Here is a 19,255-nt window from a genome sequence, read left to right as displayed (position 1 = left end):
AAGGGACCCACCCGATGGTCGACGTGCTCGTGCTCGACGTCAACGAGACGCTGTCGGATCTCGAACCGATGCGGGAACGATTCGCCGCGGCCGGCCTGCCCCGGCACAACCTGGACGACTGGTTCGCGTCGACCCTGCGGGACGGGTTCGCGCTGACCGCGGCCGGGGCGTACGCCGACTTCCGGACGGTCGGCACCGACGTACTCACCGCGCAACTCGCGGCCGCGGGCATCGAGCCGACCGAGGACACCGTCGGCAAGGTGCTGACCGGCATGACGCAGTTGTCGCTGCACCCGGACGTCGAGCCCGGCCTGCGCCGGCTCCGGGACGCCGGCCTGCGCATCATCACGCTGACCAACGGCTCGGTCGCGATGTCCGAGCGGATGTTCACCGAGGGCGGGATCATGCCGCTGCTCGAGCACCGCCTCGACGTCGGTACGCCGCAACGCTGGAAGCCGCACCCGGACGCCTATCGGTACGCCGCCGACGTGTGCGGGGTCGCGGTCGAGCAGATGGCACTGGTGGCGGTGCACCCGTGGGACATCGACGGTGCCCGGCGGGCCGGGCTCCAGGGCTTCTACCTCGACCGGCGTGGAACGCCGTACCCGAAGGCCTTCCTGGAGCCTGATCTGGTCGCCACCGACGTGACCGGGCTCGCCGACGCCCTTCAGGCGAAGGCGAAGTAGCGCAGCCAGAGGTACGGCGCGGCGACGATGATCGTGATCGCGGTCATCACCACGCCCTTGCGGGTGAACTCCCAGAACGAGATCGGATGACCGGCCCGAAGCGCCAGGCCGATCACGACGACGTTGGCGCTCGCGCCGACCGCGGTCGCGTTGCCGCCGAAGTCGGCGCCGATCGCGAGGGCCCACCACAGCGCCTCGGCCTGGGCCGGGTCCGGGATGCCCTTGGTCAGCTCGAGCACGACCGGGCTCATGGTCGCGACGTACGGGATGTTGTCGATGATGCCGGACAGCACGGCGCTGACGACCAGGATCAGCATCGCGGCGAGCAGTGCCCGGCCCTCGGTGACCTTGCCGATCTGCTCGGCCAGGTTCCCGATCACGCCGGTCTTCACCAGCGCGCCGACCATCACGAACAGACCGGCGAAGAACAGCAGCGTCTGCCACTCGACGCTCGACATGTACTGCCGGGTCGGCACCTTCGAGATCAGCACGAGGACGCCGGCACCGAGCAGCGCGACGATCGAGGGCTCGATGTGCAGGGCCGAGTGGCCGATGAAGCCGACGAAGACCAGCAGCAGGACCGCTCCACTCTTGATCAGCAGGGTGCGGTCCTCGATCGCCTCGCGTTCGTTCAGCTGCATCACGCCGTCGACGCGCTCCGGATCGACGTCGAACGAGCCCTTGAACAGCCACGGCACGACGAGCGTGAACACGATCAGCTCGACCACCACCAGCGGTGCCATGTGGATCAGGAAGTCGTTGAACGTCAGCCCGGACCGGCTGGCGATGATGATGTTCGGCGGATCACCGATCAGCGTCGCGGCACCGCCGATGTTCGACGCCAGCACCTCGGCGATCAGGAACGGGATCGGGTTGATGCCGAGCCGGTCGCACACCAACAGCGTGACCGGCGCGATCAGCAGCACGGTGGTCACGTTGTCCAGGAACGCCGAGGCGACCGCGGTGATCAGCGTCAGCAGGATCATCACCCGCAGCGGCGACCCCTTCGCCCGTTTGGCGGCCCAGATCGCGATGTACTCGAAGACGCCCGTACGACGAAGCACGCCGACGATCACCATCATCCCGAACAGCAGGAAGATGACGTCCCAGTCGACGCCGGTCTCGTGCGAGTAGAACGCGTGCTCCGAGTCCGTCACGCCGAGCGCGAGCAGCACGGCCGCACCACCGAGCGCGGCCAGCAGCTTGTGGGTCCACTCGGTCGCGATCAGCACGTACGCGGCGACGAAGACGACGATCGCGATGATCGTCATCCGGCGACCTCGCCGGACGTCAGTGCGGCGTGCAGGCCAGCTCGAGCAGGCGCGACGCCGTGACGGCACCGAGGATCCGGCCGTCCCGCATCACGACCACCAGCGGGGAGCGCAGCCGGGCCATGATCGCCGCGATCTCCAGGATCGTGTCGTCGTGGTTGACCACCGGGACCTCGGACGGATCGGCCGGGAGCAGCTTGCGCACGCTCACCCCGGAGAGCTTGTCCGCGACCCGGTCCGCCAGTGACTCGTCGATCACCCGCGCCAGCGAAGGGTCGTCCTGGACATAGCTCGGCACCAGGAAGCGCACCACCTGCGACGCCGGGAGTACGGCGTACGGGCTGCCGTCGGGGCGCGTCACGATCAGTCCGGGCAACCGCCGGGAGGCGAGCAGCTCGACCGCCTGCCGAGCCTCGTCGTCCAGGCTGACCACCGGGAAGTCCTCGGCCATCTGTTCTCCGTGCACGCTTGCAGCGTACGCCGAGACGGCCGGAATGCGTGATGTCTCTCACAGGGCTCTGACACAGCACGGCGGCTCCCGGGAACGTCAGCGACGGCCCGCGCCCGGCTGGGCACGAGCATGCCGACCAGACTTCCCGGCGCACCGGGCCCCACCCTGCCTCATCGAGACCGGCGGAGGCAAACACCACCCGATAGACTGCACCGGAAGGATTCGCCGCCCGACGGGCGGCGTCGGTGTGCCGGGAAGCCTGGTCGGCGTAGTGTCCCAACGACCCCTGACGAAGGGCCGCCGACGATGACCGTGCCGCCGACCCAGCCACCGACCCAACCCCAGCGGATCCGGCAGAAGAAGCGTGCGTTCCCCCGGATCCTCGGGCCGGAGCGAGCGTTCCTCGCCGACACGTTGCGCGCCGAGACGACCGGTGGCCTGCTCCTGCTCGCGGCCGCCGTGGTCGCGCTGGTCTGGGCCAACTCACCGTGGCAGGACGCCTACCACCACGTCCGCGACGCACACCTCGGACCGCTGACCGTCGAGGCCTGGGCCTCCGACGGCGCACTCACGCTGTTCTTCTACCTGGCCGGGGTCGAGCTGAAGCGCGAGTTCGTCGTCGGCACGCTGTCGCGGCTCAGCGAGGCCGTCGTCCCGGTGGTCGCGGCCGTCGCCGGAATGGTGCTGCCGGCAATCATCTACTTGGTGGTGAACCTTGCCGCCGACAACGGCAGGACCGACGGCTGGGCCGTGCCGACGGCGACCGACATCGCGTTCGCGCTCGCCGTGCTGGCGATCGTCGGCTCGTCGCTGCCGAGTGCGCTGCGGGCGTTCCTGCTCACGCTCGCGGTGGTCGACGACTTCGGCGCGATCCTGGTGATCGCGGTGTTCTTCTCGCACGGGTTCCACCTGGTTCCGCTGCTGATCGCGGTCGCGCTGATCGGTGCCTGGTACCTGCTGCAGCGGCGCCGCGTCCGGTCGCCGTTCCTGTACGTCCCGATCGCGATCGGCGCGTGGTGGTTCATGCACGAGTCGGGCATCCACGCCACCATCGCCGGTGTCGCCCTCGGACTGGTGACCAGGGTCCTGCCGGACCCGGACGAGGCCCACTCGCCGGCCGAGCGGATCGAGCACCGGCTGCGGCCGTGGTCCGCCGGGGTCGCGGTCCCGCTGTTCGCGTTGTTCGCGGCCGGCGTGACGCTGAGCAGCGGCGCCGTCCGGGAGACGCTGACCGATCCGGTCGCCATCGGCATCGTCGCTGGGCTGCTGCTCGGCAAGACGATCGGGGTGTTCGGCGGGTCGTGGCTGACCGCGCGGTTCAGCCGGGCCGAGCTGAACTCCGACCTGGCCTGGCGGGACGTCGGTGCGGTGTCGGTGCTGGCCGGGATCGGGTTCACCGTCGCGTTGCTGATCGCCCAGCTCGCCTTCGGTGACGACGCCGGCCAGGTCGAGCGCGCCAAGGCCGCCGTCCTGGTCGGCTCGGTGCTGGCCGCGCTGATCGCGGCGGCGCTGCTGTTCCGGCGCAATCGCGAGTACGCCGACTGACGTGCTGGCGCCGCGGGTACCCGTAGTTCGATCGACTCGGCGGTAGTGTCGGGGGACGGAGCGTGGAAGGAGTGCCATGTCGATGGGGCCGAACGGGAGTGAGCCCACGGTCGGGCAGCTCGTCGCGAACGCCAGCAAGGATCTGTCCAACCTGGTCCGCAGCGAGATCGAGCTGGCGAAGACCGAGCTGAAGAAGACCGCGGTCGCGGCCGGGACCGGCGCGGGGATGTTCGGCGGTGCGGCCTTCCTGGCGCTGCTGGCGATCATCCTGCTGTCCGTCGCCGCCGCGTACGGGCTCACCGCGCTCGGGCTGCACCCGGCGGTGGCCTTCGTGATCGTTGCCGTGCTCTACCTGTTGATCGGCGCGGTGCTGGTGCTGATCGGGACGCGCCTGCTCAAGAAGGCCAAGGGACCGCAGCGCGCGATCGAGACCTCGAAGGAGTCGGTCGAGGTGCTCAAGGCGATCGGCAAGGGTGACGAGGAGCCCGAAGCGAGCGTGCGGCGCTGAGTCCCGCCGGTGTCGTCGACCTGCTGGTCGACGGGCCCTGGTCGCACTCGCTGGTGGCCGCCAACGGGGCCAGGTTCCACATCGCCGAGAGCGGGCCGGCGGACGGCCCGCTGGTGCTCTTCCTGCACGGCTTCCCCGAGTTCTGGTGGGCCTGGCGCCACCAGTTGCCGGTCGTCGCCGCGGCCGGATTCCGTGCCGTCGCGATGGACCTGCGCGGGTACGGCGCCAGCGACAAGACCCCTCGTGGTTACGACCCGTACACCGCGGCCGCGGACGTCTCCGGCGTGATCCGGTCGCTCGGCGCCACCGACGCGATCGTCGTCGGTCACGGCTGGGGCGGTTTCATCGGCTGGTCGGCCGCCGTACTCGCGCCACGGCAGCTCCGCGGGCTGGCCGTCGTCTCCGCACCGCACCCGTTGCTGCTGGCCCGCTCCGGTCAACGGAAGGCGCTGACGCACACCGCGTGGTTCCAGTTGCCGGTCCTGCCGGAACGCCGGCTGCTCGCGCACGACGGCGTACACATCGAGCGGCTTCTGCGCGACTGGGCCGCGCCCGGCGGGACGTTCCCGGACGCGGAGGCGTCCCGCCGCTACCGCGCGGCCCTGCAGGTGTGGCCGGCGCCGCACTGCGCGCTGGAGTACCACCGCTGGTTCGCCCGGTCCCGGTTGCGGCCGGACGGTCGCAAGTACTCGGCCAGGATGCGTACGCCGGTCGCCGTACCCGTGCTGCAGTTGCACGGGGCCCAGGACCCGGCGGTGTCGCCGAACGCGGTCACCCCGCCCCACCTGGTCGCGGCTCCGCTCCGCCACGCCCTCCTCACGCCCGCCGGCCACTTCCCGCACGAAGAGGTCCCGGACCTGTTCAACACCCACCTTGTGGATTGGTTGGCGGCACCTTCTTGAGCGGGCAGCCGCTGGCCGGCAACGGCAACACGCCGCCCGGCGTGCCGACGGTCCCGATCACGATCCACCTGGTCGCCTGCTGCTCGACGAGGTAGGTCAACCAGTACTCATGTCCGCAGTTGTAGGTGATCCTCGTCTGAACCTCCTTGCGCGCGCCCTTGTCGACGACGCGACCGACGGAGACGTCGGCGCGGGTCCGGACGCAGTTCGCCCGCGACGCGAGGGTGGCCGGATCGATCCACGTCACGTCGACGTGCGCGCTGGTGCTCACCACCTCGGCGATCCGGTCCTTCTGCGCCGCGGAGAACGCCCACGCCCTCCCCGCCCCCTGCGCCTCGACGACGACCGCCGGCCGGTCCGACAAGTGGACCGTGTCCAGCTTGTACTTCGGCTGGAACTGCTGGACGACCGCGGTGATCGCCGCGCTCCAGACCTCCGCGTCGTCGCCCGCCGGGGCGGCGGCCACCGGGGGTGCCGGGTCCGCGTCCGGGCCGCGGTTGACGCCGTACAGGATGCCGCCGAGGACGACGAGCACCGCGGCGGCGGCCAGCAGGACCGGCGCGGCCGACCGGCGGCGCCTGGTTGCCGACGGCACGCTGTCGAGCAGTTTCTCTTTGTCCGCAAAGGTTTCCCGGAGCAGCCGCTCGAGGTCCTGGTCCTTCATGTCAGTGCTCCTCCTCGGCGGGCAGTCTCGTCCTCAGGGTCGCCAGTCCACGGGCCGCGTTCGACCGGACCGTGGCCTGCGCGCACCCGAGCAGGGCGGCGATCTCGTCGTCCGGCAGGTCCTCGTAGTACCGCAGCACCAGGACGGCGCGTTGTTGCCGCGGCAACTCCGCGAGCAACCGCCAGGTGGCGTCCCGCTGCGCCTGGCGGGCGCTGATGTCCTCGCCGGACGGCACGTCGGCCGGCTCCGCGACCGGGAGCTCGCGGTTCTTCAGCAGGCGGCGCCAGCTGAGGAACTCGTTCACCACCATCGTCCGCAGGTAGGCCTCGGGGTTGTCGACCGACGTGATCCGGTCCCACTTGCGGTGCGCGCGGGCGTACACGGTCTGCACCAGGTCCTCGGCGCTGTGCACCCCGCCGGTCAGCATCAGGCCGAGCCGCAGCAGCCGCCGCTCGCTCGACGCCACCAGTTCGTCGAACGACAAGGTCCGCCCCGTCCCACCCGTCGTCACCGTCACACCACTACAACGCGCCGGCCACCGTGATCTGCTGCATCAGGTGCAGGTTTGGGTCGAGACTTCCTGGGTCGCCGTGGCTCCGTCGCGCGCGTCGTCCGAGACCTGCTCGGCGGTCAGCACGTACCCGGTGCGGTTGTCCTCGACGGAGGCGGCGAACACGACGCCGTACACGGTGCCCTTGTTCGACAGCAGCGGGCCGCCGGAGTTGCCGGGGCGGACCGAGGCCCAGATGGAGAAGGCCTGCCGGGTCACCGTCCGGTCGCCGTAGATGTCCGGGCCGCGGAGCCGTTCCTCGGACCGGATCCGGGCCGGCTCGGAGTCGAACGGGCCGTTCTCCGGGTAGCCGAGGACGACGGACGGGTCGTCCGCCTTCCCGGTGAAGTCGAAACTCAGCGGCTGGGACCGCAGCCGGGGCACGTACAGCACCGCGATGTCGACCTCGGGGTTGAAGACCACCACAGTCGCCTCGTACGACTGCCCGTCGACCTCCACCTGCGGCGAGCTGACACCCGCGACCACGTGCGCGTTCGTCATCACCCGCTGTGGCGCGTAGACGAACCCGCTGCCCTCCAGCCCGCGCGAGCAGTTGGCGACGCCGGTGATCTTCGCGATCCGGCTGTATGCCAACCGGACGGCCGGCTGCCGGGCGATCTGGCCGTCCGGCGGCTGCGTCTCCCGGATGCGTTCCGGTACGAACGGGTCGAGGAACCGCGGGAACAGGTCGGTGTTGACCACGTCGTTGAACGCCTGCAGCGCCCGGTCGGCGCCACCCGGCAGCGCCTGGTCGACCTTCGCCAGCACCTGGGAGCCGCGGACGGCGGACGTGACGCTCGGGATGCGGGCACCGCTCACCGCGACCCCGAGCACCCAGGACACGATCAGCACCGACACCGCGGCCAGCGCGGCACCGCCGAGCGCGTCGACGGCCTTGACCGGCGTCCACGAGATCTTGTTCCTCAGTCTGGAGCCGAGGACGGCGCCTATCGTGCGGCCGATCGAGGCCAGGATCACCACCAGCACGAGCGCGGCGAACGACACCGAGACGCTCGGGGAGAAGTTGTCCAGCACCCGCGGCACGGCCCAGACCCCGACCGCGGCGCCGCCGAGCAGGCCGAGGGTGGCGCAGGCGCCCAGCACGAACCCCTCGATGTACCCCGAGATCGCCACCAGCCCGGTGATGATCAGCAGCGCGTAGTCGAGCTTGCTCACTCCACACCTTCCGACTGGATGCCATCCGACCCACCGAGGTCGTGCTCGATGGCGGTCATCCGCCGCACGTCCTCGGACCGACGTCCCTCACTCCGCCAGGCCGCCTCGACCAGCCGGTCGGGCAACGGTACGACGACGGAGGGGTCCCAGTCGCGCGACCAGCCACCGAGGACCAGCAATTTGTCCAGCAGCCCCGCGGTGAACCCCCAGATGTAGAGCTTGCCGATGGTGAACGCCGGCCCGGTGAACCCGGACGGGTGCAGGCAGCTGATCCGGTTCGCCGGGTCGGCCAGGGCGCTGATCGCCACCGTGTGCACCGACGCGACCTCGGCCGGGTCGACCACCGCGACCGGCGACGGCTCACGCCACCAGGCCAGCACCGGTGACACGCCGAAGTTGCTCACCGGCACCCACAGCGCCGGCCAGACCGCGAACGGCACGATCCCGGCCGGGTCGACGCCGGTCTCCTCCTCGGCCTCCCGCAGCGCCGTCCGGACCAGACCGGCCTCGCCGACACCGTCCTCGGGGTCGACACCACCACCCGGGAACGCCATCTGCCCGGCATGCCGGCGCAACGTCCAGGCCCGCTCGGTCAACAGCACCTCCGGCCCGTCGTTGCCGTCAGCAAGCAGGATGAGTACGGCGGACTTGCGCACGGACGGGTCGTCCGGCGGCAGGAACCTGGACAGCTGGTTCGGATCGACCTCTTCGGACGCCTTCGCCAGCGGGTCGAGCCACCCGGGAATCTCCACGCCCTCGAAAGTCATCGGGTGACTCCCAGCTTGTCCCGGACCAGTTGGTCCAACTGCTGTTGGGAGGTGAGGACGCCGCGGTGCACGTGCACCAGCGCGCCGTCCTCGTCGACGAACGCCGTCAACGGCGGACCGCCGACCCGCAACGCCTGCTGGATCGCCTTGTCCGGGTCGGCCAGGTGCGGGTAGGCCAGCCCTTCGTCGATCGCGAACTTCACCGCGAGCTCAGGCCGCGGATCGGCGTAGTCGATCCCGAGCATCCGCACCTTCCCGCTCCTCGCCAGCTCAGCGAGGTACGGCGCTTCGTCGCGGCACGGACCGCACCACTGCGCCCACACGTTCACGACCAGCGGACCGCGGAGGTCCGCGAGCCGGATGTCCGGACCGTTGCCGAGACACGGCAGGCTCATGTCCGGGAGTCCCTTGCTCACCGGCGGCTTCGAAGGCGTCGACGGGCAGGCCGCCAGCTTCTCCGCCCCCGCGACCGCACTGCTACTGCTGGTGGCCTGCGGCTGGGAGCCGTCGGCCTGCTCGGATCCGCACGCCGCCACGCCGGCCAGGGCGACCAGGCCGGCGATCAGGCCCCACGCCGTACGGGATCCGGGCCGGTGGCTCACGCGGGGACCTTCACCAGCTTCGCGGCGACCACGGGATCGGTCGGGCCGGCGCCGTACGACGGGCACCACTGGGCGATCGGGCAGGCGCCGCAGGCCGGCTTCTTGGCGTGGCAGCGGCGCCGGCCGTGGAAGATCAGCCGGTGCGACAGCATCGTCCAGTCCTTCTTCGGGAAGAGCGCGCCGATCAGGTGCTCGACCTTGACCGGGTCCTCCTCGGTGGTCCAGCCGAACCGGCGGACCAGACGGCCGAAGTGGGTGTCGACGGTGATGCCGGGAACCCCGAACGCGTTGCCGAGCACCACGTTCGCCGTCTTGCGACCGGTCCCGGGGAGCTTGACCAGCTCCTCCAGCCTGCCCGGGACGACGCCGTCGTACTCGTCGACGAGGGCCTGGCCGAGCTTCATCACGCTGTTCGTCTTGGCCCGGAAGAAGCCGGTCGGCTTGAGGATCGCCTCCAGCTCCTCGCGGTCGGCCTCGGCGTACGCCTGGGCCGTCGGGTACTTCGCGAACAGCGTCGGGGTCACCTTGTTCACCATCACGTCGGTGGTCTGGGCCGACAGGATGGTGGCCACCAGCAACTCGAGCGGGTTGGTGAAGTCCAGCTCGCAGTGAGCGTCCGGATACGTCTCGGTGAGCACCCGGTGCATCTTCCGGGCCCGGCGGACCAGCTGCGCCGGGGTCTCGTCGGCGTACACCGGAGCCTTGCGGGGCAGCTTGAGTGGCGGGTCCAGGACCGGCGGTGGAATCGGGCCGGAGAACGGCCCGGGAACTGGTGCCGCGACACGCTGGGATGGCATGGAGGCAAGCCTACGTGGCGGTGCCGACACCGGAGGGGCTACGGTTTTGGGGCAACCGGGTGGTAACGGCCCGGTGCCGGGCGAGGCCCTACCCCGCCCGTAAGTCGTGGTCGAAGGTCCTAGGAGGCCCAAGTGGACGCCGCAGTGCTCCGACAGGCACCGCTGTTCAGTCAGCTCGACGACGAGGCGGCCGACGCCCTGGCTGCCTCGATGACCGAGAACCGGCTGCGTCGCGGCCAGGTCCTCTTCCACGAGGGCGACTCCGGTGACCGGCTGTTCGTCGTGGTCGAGGGCAAGGTCAAGCTGGGCCGCACCTCCGCCGACGGCCGGGAGAACCTGCTCGCCGTCCTCGGTCCCGGCCAGATGTTCGGCGAACTCTCGCTGTTCGACCCCGGGCCACGCCAGTCCACGGTCACCGCGGTCACCGACGCCTCGATGATGTCGCTGACCCACGACGAGCTGCTCCGCTGGCTCGACGGCCGCCCCGAGGTGGCCCGCGGCCTGCTGCTCCAGCTCGCCTCCCGCCTCCGCAAGGTCTCCGACGTGGTCGCCGACCTGGTCTTCTCCGACGTCCCGGGCCGCGTCGCCAAGGCCCTGCTCGACCTGGCCAGCCGCTTCGGCCGGACCGCCGACGACGGCGTCCACGTCCACCACGACCTCACCCAGGAGGAGCTCGCCCAACTCGTCGGCGCCTCCCGCGAAACCGTCAACAAAGCCCTCGCCGACTTCGCCTCCCGAGGCTGGGTCCGCCTCGAGCCCCGCTCCGTAGTACTCCTCGACATAGACCGCCTCCAACGCCGAGCCCGCTAACCCTCCAAATAGTCCAGTTGGGCGCGGGCGGAGCGTTCGGCGGCGGGGCGGAGGGTGGGGGGTACGTCGGTGTAGACGTGGGCTACGACGGCTTCGGGGGTGGTGTGGCCGGCGGCGACGGCGGCGCGGACCTGGTCGAGGCGTTCGCGGCGGTGGTCGACGTAGTAGGTGAGGACGTCGGTGGGGTCCTCGACGATCGGGCCGTGGCCGGGGAGGAGGCGGTCGACGCCGGCGGCGGAGTTGGCGAAGGCGAGCAGGCGGTCGAGGGACTCGAGGTACGGGCCGAGGGCGCCGTCGGGGTGCGCCACGACGGAGGTGCCGCGGCCGAGGACGGTGTCGCCGGTCAGGAGTGAACCGTCCTGGGGAAGCCAGAAGCAGACCGAGTCCAGCGTGTGGCCGGGGGTCGGCAGGACCTCGATCCGGAGGTCGCCGGCGGTGATCACGTCGCCTTCGGCGAGGCCGTGGGCGTGGTCGGTCGGGAGGCGGAACGCCGGATCCACGGCCCGTACGCCGCACCCGGCCTGGTTGGCGAACCAGGCGGCACCCTCGGAGTGGTCCGGGTGCTTGTGCGTGAGCAGTACGACGGCGACGTCGCCGGCCGCGTCGAGGACGGACCGCAGGTGGTCCTCCAGCAGCGGACCAGGGTCGACGACCACACATGATTCGGAGCCGGGCGCCCGCAGAATCCAGGTGTTCGTCCCGTCCAGCGTCATCGGCCCGGGGTTGTCGGCCCGGACCAGCGTCGCGTACTCGGTGTTCATTCGGTCTCCAAGTAGGCCTGGTCGCCGTCGACCCGGACCGTCGGCAGGATCGGCCGGATCTCCCGGTCCCCGGCGGCGGTGAGGACGGCGGCCACGTCGTCGTACGGCGAGAGGTCGCGGCAGCACACGTACGTCGGGGGCAGCATGAGCAACTCGCCCGCGTCGACGGCGGCGACCGCGTCGGCCGGACGCATCCAGGCCACCTGGTCGGACTCACTCGTAACGTCGCGGGTGACCTGGCCGGCCGGGAGGGCGGCCACGAAGAAGCGGGTGTCGTACCGCCGGGGCTCGAACTCCGGCGTGATCCAGTGCGCCCACGGGCCCAGCAGGTCGGCCCGGAGGACCAGCCCACGCCGGTGCAGGAAGTCGGCGAACCCGAGCGACCGCTCCTCCAGCGCGACCCGGTCGGCCTCCCAGTCGTCGCCTGTCGTGTCGCCGACCACGGACGCCGCCGACGGCCCCGCCAGGAGCACACCTGATTCCTCGAACGTCTCCCGCACCGCGGCGGCGACGTACGCCGAGGCCGTCTGCTCGTCGCACCCGAGCCGGTCCGCGAACCACGGCGGCGGCGGTCCGGACCACGAGTCGGCGACGGTCGCGTCGGTCGCGTCGACCCGGCCGCCCGGGAAGACCGTCATCCCGGCCGCGAACGCCATCGTCCGCTGCCGCCGGAGGAGGTAGACCTCCGGCCCGGCGGCGGTGTCGCGCAGCAGGATGACCGTCGAGGCCGGCCGCGGCTCGGCCGCGGTCCGGCCCTCCCGGGCGAACTCGAGCGCGGCCGACGCCATGCGACCGGCCAGCAGCTCGGACTTCAGGTCCCGCACGAGCTCGTCAGCCGACCTCGACGATCAGCTCGAGCTCGACCGGTGCGTCCAGCGGCAGGACCGGGACGCCGACCGCGCTGCGGGCGTGCTGCCCGGCGTCGCCGAACACCTGGCCGAACAGCTCGGACGCGCCGTTCGCGACCTGCGGATGACCGGTGAAGTCCGGTGTGGAGGCGATGAAGACGACCGCCTTGACGATCCGGGCGACGTTCGCCAGGTCGCCGAGCTCGGCCTTGACCGCGGCCAGCGCGTTCAGCGCGCACTGCTGGGCGCACTCGGTCGCGACCTCGGCGGTGACACCGTCGCCGACCTTGCCGGTGGCGATCAGGGTGCCGTCACGCAGCGGCAGCTGGCCGGAGGTGTAGACCAGGCTCCCGGTGCGCAGCGCGGGCACGTACGCGGCGACCGGCTTGGCCACCTCGGGCAGCTTCAGGCCGAGCTCGGCCAGCTTCTCCTCCGGGTGGCTCATTTCTCCTCGATCTCCCGCTTGAAGTAGGCGACCAGGTTCTCCGGGTTCATCCCCGGGACGACCTGGACCAGCTCCCAGCCGTCCTGGCCGAAGGTGTCCAGGATCTCCTTGGTCGAGTGGACCAGCAGCGGCGCGGTGAAGTACTCGAACTTCTTCATGAGGTGGACTCTAACGGGCGCCCGTGGAGCCGGGGACCGTCCCCGGTCGGTGTGCTGTGGGCCACGTCCTACGCTGGACGGTATGGCGAGGCTGCATGTGGTCACCGGGAAGGGGGGCACCGGGAAGACGACCGTTGCGGCTGCCATGGCGCTCTCGTTGGCCGAGCAGGGTAAACGCGTCCTGCTCGTCGAGGTCGAGGGACGGCAGGGGCTCGCGCAACTGTTCGACGTACCGCCGCTGCCGTACGTCGAACGCCGGATCGCCCAGGGTCCCGGTGGCGGTGACGTGTTCGCGCTGGCCGTGGACGCCGAGGCGGCCCTGCTGGAGTACCTCGACATGTACTACCACCTCGGCCGGGCCGGGAAGGCGCTCGACAAGGTCGGCGCGATCGACTTCGTCACCACGATCGCGCCGGGGCTGCGCGACGTACTGCTGACCGGCAAGGTCTACGAGGCGACCCGGCGGAAGTCGCACGGCAGGCTCGCGTACGACGCGGTCGTGCTCGACGCCCCGCCGACCGGGCGGATCGCGCCGTTCCTGAACGTGAACCACGAAGTCGCCGACCTGGCCAAGGTCGGGCCGATCCGCAACCAGGCGGACGCGATCATGGGCATGCTGCGGTCGGACGTCACCCGGATCCACCTGGTCACGCTGCTCGAGGAGATGCCGGTCCAGGAGACGCTCGACGCGGTCGGGCAGCTGGAGGCGCTCGACCTGCGGATCGGGTCGATCGTGGTGAACATGGTCCGCAACAGCCCGCTCGACGACGACGCGCTCGCCCTGGCGGTGAAGGAGAAGCTGCCGGCCACGGAGATCGGCAAGGGGTTGCGGTCGGCCGGGATCGCGGTCCGCAAGGAGCTGGTCGCGACCCTGGTGGCGGAAGCCCGCGACCACGCCGTCCGGGTCGGCCTGGAACGCGAGAACCGCGACCGGATCGATGCCCTGGGCAAGAAGGTGACCGAGTTGCCGCTGCTGCCCGAGGGGATCGACCAAGGAGCCCTGTTCGACCTGGCCGAGGAGTTGCGCGCGTGAGCGAGCTGGAGCTGGACGCCCTGATCGACGATCCGGGCACGCGCATCATCGTGACCTGTGGCGCGGGTGGGGTCGGGAAGACGACCACGGCGGCGGCGCTGGGGCTGCGGGCCGCCGAGCGCGGGCGGAAGGTCGTCGTCCTCACGATCGACCCGGCGCGGCGGCTGGCGCAGTCGCTCGGGCTGACCGAGCTGGACAACACCCCGCGGGCCGTGGCCGAGGTGAACGCCGCGAACGGCGGCCGGCTGGACGCGATGATGCTGGACATGAAGCGGACCTTCGACGAGGTCGTACTCGCGCACGCGACCCCGGAGAAGGCCGAGCAGATCCTGGCGAACCCGTTCTACCAGGCGCTGTCGTCGTCGTTCGCGGGGACTCAGGAGTACATGGCGATGGAGAAGCTCGGCCAACTGCACAAGCAGGCCGAGCGGTCGGGCGACTGGGACCTGATCGTCGTGGACACCCCGCCGTCGCGGTCGGCGCTGGACTTCCTGGACGCACCCGAACGGCTCGCGTCGCTGCTGGAGGGCCGGTTCCTCCGGTTGCTGCTCGCACCGGCCCGAGGTCCGTTCAAGCTGATGTCGGCGGGCGTGAACATGGCGATGTCGGTGATGAACAAGGTGCTCGGCGCGCAGGTGCTGACCGACGTACAGACGTTCGTCGCCGCCTTCGACACGTTGTTCGGCGGTTTCCGGCAGCGGGCCGAGCAAACGGTGGCGCTGCTGCGTGAGCCGCACACGTCCTTCCTCGTGGTGGCGGCGCCGCAGAACGACGCGCTGCGGGAGGCGTCGTACTTCGCCGAGCGTCTGCGTGAGGAGAGCATGCCGCTGGCCGGCGTCGTTCTGAACCGGGTGACCACCACCCACGCGCCGGACCTGTCGGCCGAGCGGTCACTCGCCGCGGCCGAGCGGTTGGAGGAGGGCGACAAGTCGCCCTTGACGGCCGCCGTACTGCGGTTGCACGCCGACAAGATGCAGCAGGTCGTCGGCGACCACAAACGGGCCGACAGGTTCCGCCGCGGTCACCGCTCCATCCCGACCGTCGAGGTGCCGGCCCTGCCCGACGACGTCCACGACCTCACCGGTCTCCGCGAGATCGGGGAGCTGCTCGCAACCGCGTGATCCGCGGTGCTGTCAAGCCTCTGCATCCTCCCTGCAAGGCGACCCCGGTGGCCCTGGCCCGTTCCTACGCTGGCCCGGCTCGCGCGCGGCATCCGTCAGGCAACCTGTGGAGGTCTACTCAAGCATGTCTTCCTATCGTTCGACCCGTCCGCGGCTTCTGGTCGCCGCGGCGGTGCTGACCGCGGTCAGCTGCGTCGGTACGTCGACCGCGATCGCCGTACGCCCATCCGCACCGGACGCCACGGTCGCGTCCACGGCCGTGACCGCGGGCGGGGCGCATTTCGCCGTCCTCGTGCCGCCGGGTGCACCGCTGGCCGCGGCCGAGACCGCCATCACAGCGAACGGCGGCACCATCGGTCAACGGTGGCCGCAGATCGGTGTGGTGTTCGCGCGCTCCCCCCAGGCGGACTTCGCCGTCAAGGTGCGGCAGGCGCCCGGCGTCGCCGGCGCCGGCGCGACTCGTGCGCTCAACGACCTGGACTCCGCGCCGGCCTCCCGGCGCGGCGGCGGCCAGTTCCAGCGGATTCCGGCGCAGCTCCCGCTCAACCGCGGCCCGGCGGCCGCGGCCGAACCGTTGGCCGCCAACCAGTGGAACATGAAGCTGATCCAGGCCGACCAGGCCAACGAGGTGAATCAGGGCAGCAGGGACGTGCTCGTCGGCGTCCTGGACAGCGGGATCCAGGCGTCCCACCCGGACCTCGCGGCGAACATCGACCGGTCGGCGTCGGTGGGCTGCGCGAACGAGGGCGTACCGGACACGTCCGAGGCGGCCTGGACCGACGACCACGGCCACGGCACCCATGTGGCCGGCATCGTCGCGGCCGCCAAGAACGGCGTGGGCGTCGCGGGCGTCGCCCCGAACGTCCGGGTCGCCTCGATCAAGGTCGGCGACGCCGACGGGTACATCTACCCGGAGTTCGCGGTCTGCGGGTACCTCTGGGCCGCCGACCACGGTGTGGACGTCGCCACCGCCTCGTTCTCGGTCGACCCGTGGTACCGATGGTGCGCGACCGACCCGGACCAGAAGGCCGTCTCCGCCGTTCTGCAGCGCGCGATCAACTACGCGACCGGCAAGTCGGTCGTTCCGCTGGCCTCGCTGGGAAACTCGAACTGGGATCTCGCGCACGACGTCGTCGACACGCTCAGTCCGACCAACGGCACGCCGGTCGTCCGGATCACCGACAGCTCCTGCAAGATCTTCCCGGCCGAGGCGTCCGGCGTGAACGGCGTCAGCTCGGTGGGCGCGTTCAAGGACCGCTACTACAACTCGAACCACGGAGCCGGCGTGGCCGACATCACCGCGCCCGGCGGTGATCGGCTGTTCCAGCTGCCGCCGACTCCGGACGGGGACGGCCGGGTGCTGTCGACCGTGCTCGACGGGTACGGCTACCTGCAGGGAACGTCGATGTCCACCCCGCACGTCGCCGGCGTACTCGCTCTGGTGAAGAGCAGGTATCCGACAGTGTCCGGGCAGCAACTGTTCGTCGCCGCCGCCCGCAAGGCGGAGATGCTGCCCTGCCCACCCGGCGGCGTGCACGATCCGGACGGCCAGGGCACGTACCGGGCCGTCTGCGAGGGCGGAGCGACCGGTGCCGGCTTCTACGGTGCCGGGCTGGTGAACGCCCTTCGCGTGGTCAGCTGACCACGCACCGGGTCTGGCGGTCCCGTCCGGCCGCCAGGCCCGGTTCACCCACAGCGAACGGCGGGAATGCGCTGGTCGCACCTGCGGTTGAGCCTGTCAGACTCAATCTTGAAAAGGGTGTGACAGCGTGACCGATACGTTGAATCTTCCTGTTCTGCCGCTGGACGACGCGGTCGTCCTGCCGGGAATGGTCGTGCCGGTCCGACTGGCCGACAGCGAGGCGCGGGCGGCGATCGACGCCGCGCAGGCCTCGGGTCAGGACCAGGTGCTGCTGGTACCGCGGCTGGACGGGAAATATGCCAAGGCCGGAGTGCTCGGTGAGATCGAGCAGATCGGCCGGCTGCCGGGCGGTGCCCAGGCGGCCGTGATCCGTGGGGCCCAGCGGGTCCGGATCGGCGCCGGGACCACCGGTCCGGGTGCCGCGCTCTGGGTCGGTGCGACGGTGATGCACGAGATCACCGACGCCCGGTCGTCCGAGCTGGCCCGCGAGTACAAGACCCTGGTGACCTCGGTGCTGCAGCGACGCGGCGCGTGGCAGGTCATCGACTCCGTGAAGCAGGTGAACGACCCGTCCGAGCTGTCCGACCTGGCCGGCTACGCGTCGTACCTGACCAACGAGCAGAAGTCCTGGCTGGTCGAGAACGCGAACGTGTCCGAGCGGCTGGAGAAGCTGATCGGCTGGGTCCGCGACCACCTGGCCGAGCTCGAGGTCTCCGAGACGATCCAGAAGGACGTCCAGGAGGGCATGGAGAAGCAGCAGCGCGAGTTCCTGCTGCGCCAGCAGATGGCCGCGATCCGCAAGGAGCTGGCCGAGCTGGACGGCAAGGCCGAGTCCGAGGAGGAGGACTACCGGGCCCGCGTCGAGGCGGCCGACCTGCCGGAGCACGTGCGGACGGCCGCGCTGGCCGAGGTCGACAAGCTCGAGCGGACCGCGGAGCAGTCCCCCGAGGTCGGCTGGATCCGGACCTGGCTGGACACCGTCCTCGAGCTGCCGTGGAACGAGCGGACCGAGGACAGCTACGACATCCGGGAGGCCCGGGCCGTGCTGGACGCGGACCACGCCGGCCTGGACGACGTCAAGCAGCGCATCACCGAGTACCTGGCCGTACGGCGCCGCCGCGCGGACCGTGGTCTCGGAGTCGTCGGCGGCCGCCGCAGTGGCGCCGTACTCGCGCTGGTCGGCCCGCCTGGGGTGGGTAAGACCTCGCTGGGCGAGTCCGTGGCCCGTGCGATGGGCCGGAAGTTCGTCCGGGTCGCGCTCGGCGGCGTCCGGGACGAGGCCGAGATCCGCGGTCACCGGCGGACGTACGTCGGTGCGCTGCCGGGCCGGATCGTCCGGGCGATCACCGAGGCCGGGTCGATGAACCCGGTCGTCCTGCTGGACGAGATCGACAAGGTCGGTGCGGACTACCGGGGCGACCCGACGGCCGCACTCCTGGAGGTCCTCGACCCGGCGCAGAACCACACCTTCCGGGACCACTACCTGGAGGTCGAGCTGGACCTGTCCGACGTGGTCTTCCTGGCCACGGCGAACGTGCTGGACTCCATCCCGGCGCCGCTGCTGGACCGGATGGAGCTGGTGCAGCTGGACGGGTACACCGAGGACGAGAAGGTCACGATCGCCCGTGACCACCTGCTCCCGCGTCAGCTGGAGCGGGCGGGCCTGACGGCGGACGAGGTGACCATCGAGGACTCCGCGCTGCGGGTGCTCGCGGGCGAGTACACCCGGGAGGCCGGCGTACGGCAGCTGGAGCGTTCGATCTCCCGCGTGCTGCGGAAGGTGACCGCGAAGCTCGCGCTCGGCGAGGACCTCGGCCGGCTGACGATCGGCTCCGGTGACCTGAAGCCCTACCTGGGTTCGCCGAAGTTCACCCCGGAGTCGGCCGAGCGTACGGCGCTGCCCGGTGTGGCGACCGGGTTGGCGGTGACCGGCGCGGGCGGTGACGTGCTCTTCGTCGAGGCGTCGCTGGCCGACAAGGAGACCGGCCCGACCGGAGTCACGCTGACCGGCCAGCTCGGTGACGTGATGAAGGAGTCGGCGCAGATCGCCCTGTCGTACCTGCGCTCGCACGGCGCGGAGCTGGGGCTGCCGGTCGGCGACCTGGCCGAGCGGAACGCCCACATCCACGTCCCGGCCGGAGCGGTCCCGAAGGACGGGCCGTCGGCGGGTGTCACCATGACGACCGCGCTGGCGTCGCTGCTGTCCGGACGGCCGGTCCGCTCGGAGGTCGCGATGACCGGTGAGGTCTCGCTGACCGGCCGGGTCCTCCCGATCGGTGGCGTGAAGCAGAAGCTGCTCGCCGCCCACCGGGCCGGGCTGACCACGATCCTCATCCCGAAGCGGAACGAGCCGGACCTGGAGGACGTGCCGGAGTCCGTGCTGGCCGAGCTGACGGTGCACCCGGTCAGCGACGTCCGCGAGGTCCTCGACCTGGCCCTGGAGCCGGCGCAGGTCGACGCCCACCAGTACGCCGCCTGACGACGTACTGGCGACTGATCGAACGGCTCGAAGACCGAG

The 19,255-nt window shown here is 71.0% G+C and carries 21 protein-coding genes; 9 read left to right on the top strand and 12 right to left on the bottom strand.

The features are described from left to right. Positions 1-14 precede the first annotated feature (14 nt). Positions 15-686, top strand: a complete 672-nt coding sequence (locus tag ACQPYZ_RS02595; protein ID WP_433164817.1) for a haloacid dehalogenase type II — start codon at positions 15-17, stop codon at positions 684-686. Here the strand turns inward: ACQPYZ_RS02595 and ACQPYZ_RS02590 are convergent. Then, complete coding sequence (locus ACQPYZ_RS02590) at positions 668-1,957, bottom strand: SLC13 family permease (protein ID WP_433164815.1); 1,290 nt, start codon at positions 1,955-1,957, stop codon at positions 668-670. The genes ACQPYZ_RS02595 and ACQPYZ_RS02590 overlap by 19 nt on opposite strands. Before the next feature lie 19 nt (positions 1,958-1,976). Further along, entirely contained in the window at positions 1,977-2,423 is a 447-nt protein-coding gene (locus tag ACQPYZ_RS02585; RefSeq protein ID WP_433164814.1) for a CBS domain-containing protein, read from the bottom strand. Positions 2,424-2,714: 291 nt separating this feature from the next. Here ACQPYZ_RS02585 and nhaA point away from each other — a divergent pair, with 291 nt between their 5' ends. The 3 genes from nhaA to ACQPYZ_RS02570 all read left to right on the top strand — a co-directional run bounded on the left by nhaA (position 2,715) and on the right by ACQPYZ_RS02570 (position 5,363). Then, on the top strand, positions 2,715-3,953 hold the full coding sequence (gene nhaA / locus ACQPYZ_RS02580) for a Na+/H+ antiporter NhaA (protein WP_433164813.1): 1,239 nt from the start codon (positions 2,715-2,717) through the stop codon (positions 3,951-3,953). Between the two features lie 76 nt (positions 3,954-4,029). Further along, the gene (locus ACQPYZ_RS02575) at positions 4,030-4,461 is read left to right on the top strand and encodes a phage holin family protein (protein ID WP_433164811.1); all 432 of its coding nucleotides are present in this window, start codon (positions 4,030-4,032) and stop codon (positions 4,459-4,461) included. A gap of 53 nt (positions 4,462-4,514) precedes the next feature. Continuing rightward, positions 4,515-5,363: an alpha/beta fold hydrolase gene (locus ACQPYZ_RS02570; RefSeq protein WP_433164809.1), complete on the top strand. Its 849-nt coding sequence runs from the start codon at positions 4,515-4,517 to the stop codon at positions 5,361-5,363. Here ACQPYZ_RS02570 and ACQPYZ_RS02565 read toward each other — a convergent pair. From ACQPYZ_RS02565 to nth, 6 genes are read right to left on the bottom strand one after another with little or no spacing between them, the layout of a single operon-like run. Continuing rightward, positions 5,323-6,027, bottom strand: coding sequence for a hypothetical protein (locus ACQPYZ_RS02565; protein ID WP_433164808.1), 705 nt, complete (start codon positions 6,025-6,027; stop codon positions 5,323-5,325). The two genes, ACQPYZ_RS02570 and ACQPYZ_RS02565, sit on opposite strands and share 41 nt — an antisense overlap. A 1-nt stretch (position 6,028) precedes the next feature. Continuing rightward, positions 6,029-6,538, bottom strand: a complete 510-nt coding sequence (locus ACQPYZ_RS02560) for a SigE family RNA polymerase sigma factor (RefSeq protein ID WP_433164806.1) — start codon at positions 6,536-6,538, stop codon at positions 6,029-6,031. Between the two features lie 42 nt (positions 6,539-6,580). Then, positions 6,581-7,753 (bottom strand): MarP family serine protease, encoded by a 1,173-nt coding sequence (locus ACQPYZ_RS02555; protein WP_433164804.1) that lies wholly within the window; start codon positions 7,751-7,753, stop codon positions 6,581-6,583. Beyond that, complete coding sequence (locus ACQPYZ_RS02550; RefSeq protein ID WP_433164802.1) at positions 7,750-8,520, bottom strand: NUDIX hydrolase; 771 nt, start codon at positions 8,518-8,520, stop codon at positions 7,750-7,752. Before ACQPYZ_RS02550 ends, ACQPYZ_RS02555 begins: the two co-directional genes overlap by 4 nt. Next, complete coding sequence (locus ACQPYZ_RS02545) at positions 8,517-9,122, bottom strand: TlpA family protein disulfide reductase (protein ID WP_433164800.1); 606 nt, start codon at positions 9,120-9,122, stop codon at positions 8,517-8,519. Before ACQPYZ_RS02545 ends, ACQPYZ_RS02550 begins: the two co-directional genes overlap by 4 nt. Beyond that, positions 9,119-9,919 carry an endonuclease III gene (gene nth, locus ACQPYZ_RS02540; RefSeq protein ID WP_433164798.1) on the bottom strand — a complete coding sequence of 267 codons (801 nt, stop codon included), beginning with the start codon at positions 9,917-9,919 and terminating at the stop codon, positions 9,119-9,121. The genes ACQPYZ_RS02545 and nth overlap by 4 nt, the downstream gene beginning before the upstream one ends. A gap of 132 nt (positions 9,920-10,051) precedes the next feature. Between nth and ACQPYZ_RS02535 the strand changes: the two genes are divergently transcribed. Continuing rightward, complete coding sequence (locus tag ACQPYZ_RS02535) at positions 10,052-10,729, top strand: Crp/Fnr family transcriptional regulator (protein ID WP_433164796.1); 678 nt, start codon at positions 10,052-10,054, stop codon at positions 10,727-10,729. On the opposite strand, the gene ACQPYZ_RS02530 is transcribed toward ACQPYZ_RS02535, so the two are convergent. The 4 genes from ACQPYZ_RS02530 to ACQPYZ_RS02515 are packed head-to-tail and all read right to left on the bottom strand — an operon-like array spanning position 10,726 to position 12,941. Beyond that, complete coding sequence (locus ACQPYZ_RS02530; protein WP_433164795.1) at positions 10,726-11,490, bottom strand: MBL fold metallo-hydrolase; 765 nt, start codon at positions 11,488-11,490, stop codon at positions 10,726-10,728. The genes ACQPYZ_RS02535 and ACQPYZ_RS02530 overlap by 4 nt on opposite strands. Beyond that, positions 11,487-12,314 (bottom strand): NUDIX hydrolase, encoded by an 828-nt coding sequence (locus ACQPYZ_RS02525; RefSeq protein WP_433164793.1) that lies wholly within the window; start codon positions 12,312-12,314, stop codon positions 11,487-11,489. The genes ACQPYZ_RS02530 and ACQPYZ_RS02525 overlap by 4 nt, the downstream gene beginning before the upstream one ends. A gap of 7 nt (positions 12,315-12,321) precedes the next feature. Beyond that, positions 12,322-12,783, bottom strand: a complete 462-nt coding sequence (locus ACQPYZ_RS02520; protein ID WP_433164792.1) for a RidA family protein — start codon at positions 12,781-12,783, stop codon at positions 12,322-12,324. Then, positions 12,780-12,941, bottom strand: coding sequence for a DUF4177 domain-containing protein (locus ACQPYZ_RS02515; protein ID WP_433164790.1), 162 nt, complete (start codon positions 12,939-12,941; stop codon positions 12,780-12,782). Before ACQPYZ_RS02515 ends, ACQPYZ_RS02520 begins: the two co-directional genes overlap by 4 nt. Positions 12,942-13,023: 82 nt before the next feature. Between ACQPYZ_RS02515 and ACQPYZ_RS02510 the strand changes: the two genes are divergently transcribed. From ACQPYZ_RS02510 to lon, 4 genes are all read left to right on the top strand, one after another. Further along, complete coding sequence (locus ACQPYZ_RS02510) at positions 13,024-13,974, top strand: ArsA-related P-loop ATPase (RefSeq protein ID WP_433164788.1); 951 nt, start codon at positions 13,024-13,026, stop codon at positions 13,972-13,974. Continuing rightward, a complete protein-coding gene (locus ACQPYZ_RS02505) occupies positions 13,971-15,095 on the top strand; it encodes an ArsA family ATPase (RefSeq protein ID WP_433164787.1) in 1,125 nt (374 codons plus the stop codon). The genes ACQPYZ_RS02510 and ACQPYZ_RS02505 overlap by 4 nt, the downstream gene beginning before the upstream one ends. Before the next feature lie 124 nt (positions 15,096-15,219). Further along, entirely contained in the window at positions 15,220-16,737 is a 1,518-nt protein-coding gene (locus ACQPYZ_RS02500; protein ID WP_433164785.1) for a S8 family peptidase, read from the top strand. Between the two features lie 187 nt (positions 16,738-16,924). Then, positions 16,925-19,216 (top strand): endopeptidase La, encoded by a 2,292-nt coding sequence (gene lon, locus ACQPYZ_RS02495; protein ID WP_433169608.1) that lies wholly within the window; start codon positions 16,925-16,927, stop codon positions 19,214-19,216. Positions 19,217-19,255: the final 39 nt, after the last annotated feature.

The organism is Kribbella sp. CA-247076 (genome assembly GCF_050942445.1).
Classification (GTDB): Bacteria; Actinomycetota; Actinomycetes; order Propionibacteriales; family Kribbellaceae; genus Kribbella.
The sequence above is the reverse complement of the archived record's forward strand: the minus strand, read 5'-3'. Positions and strand labels throughout refer to the sequence as shown.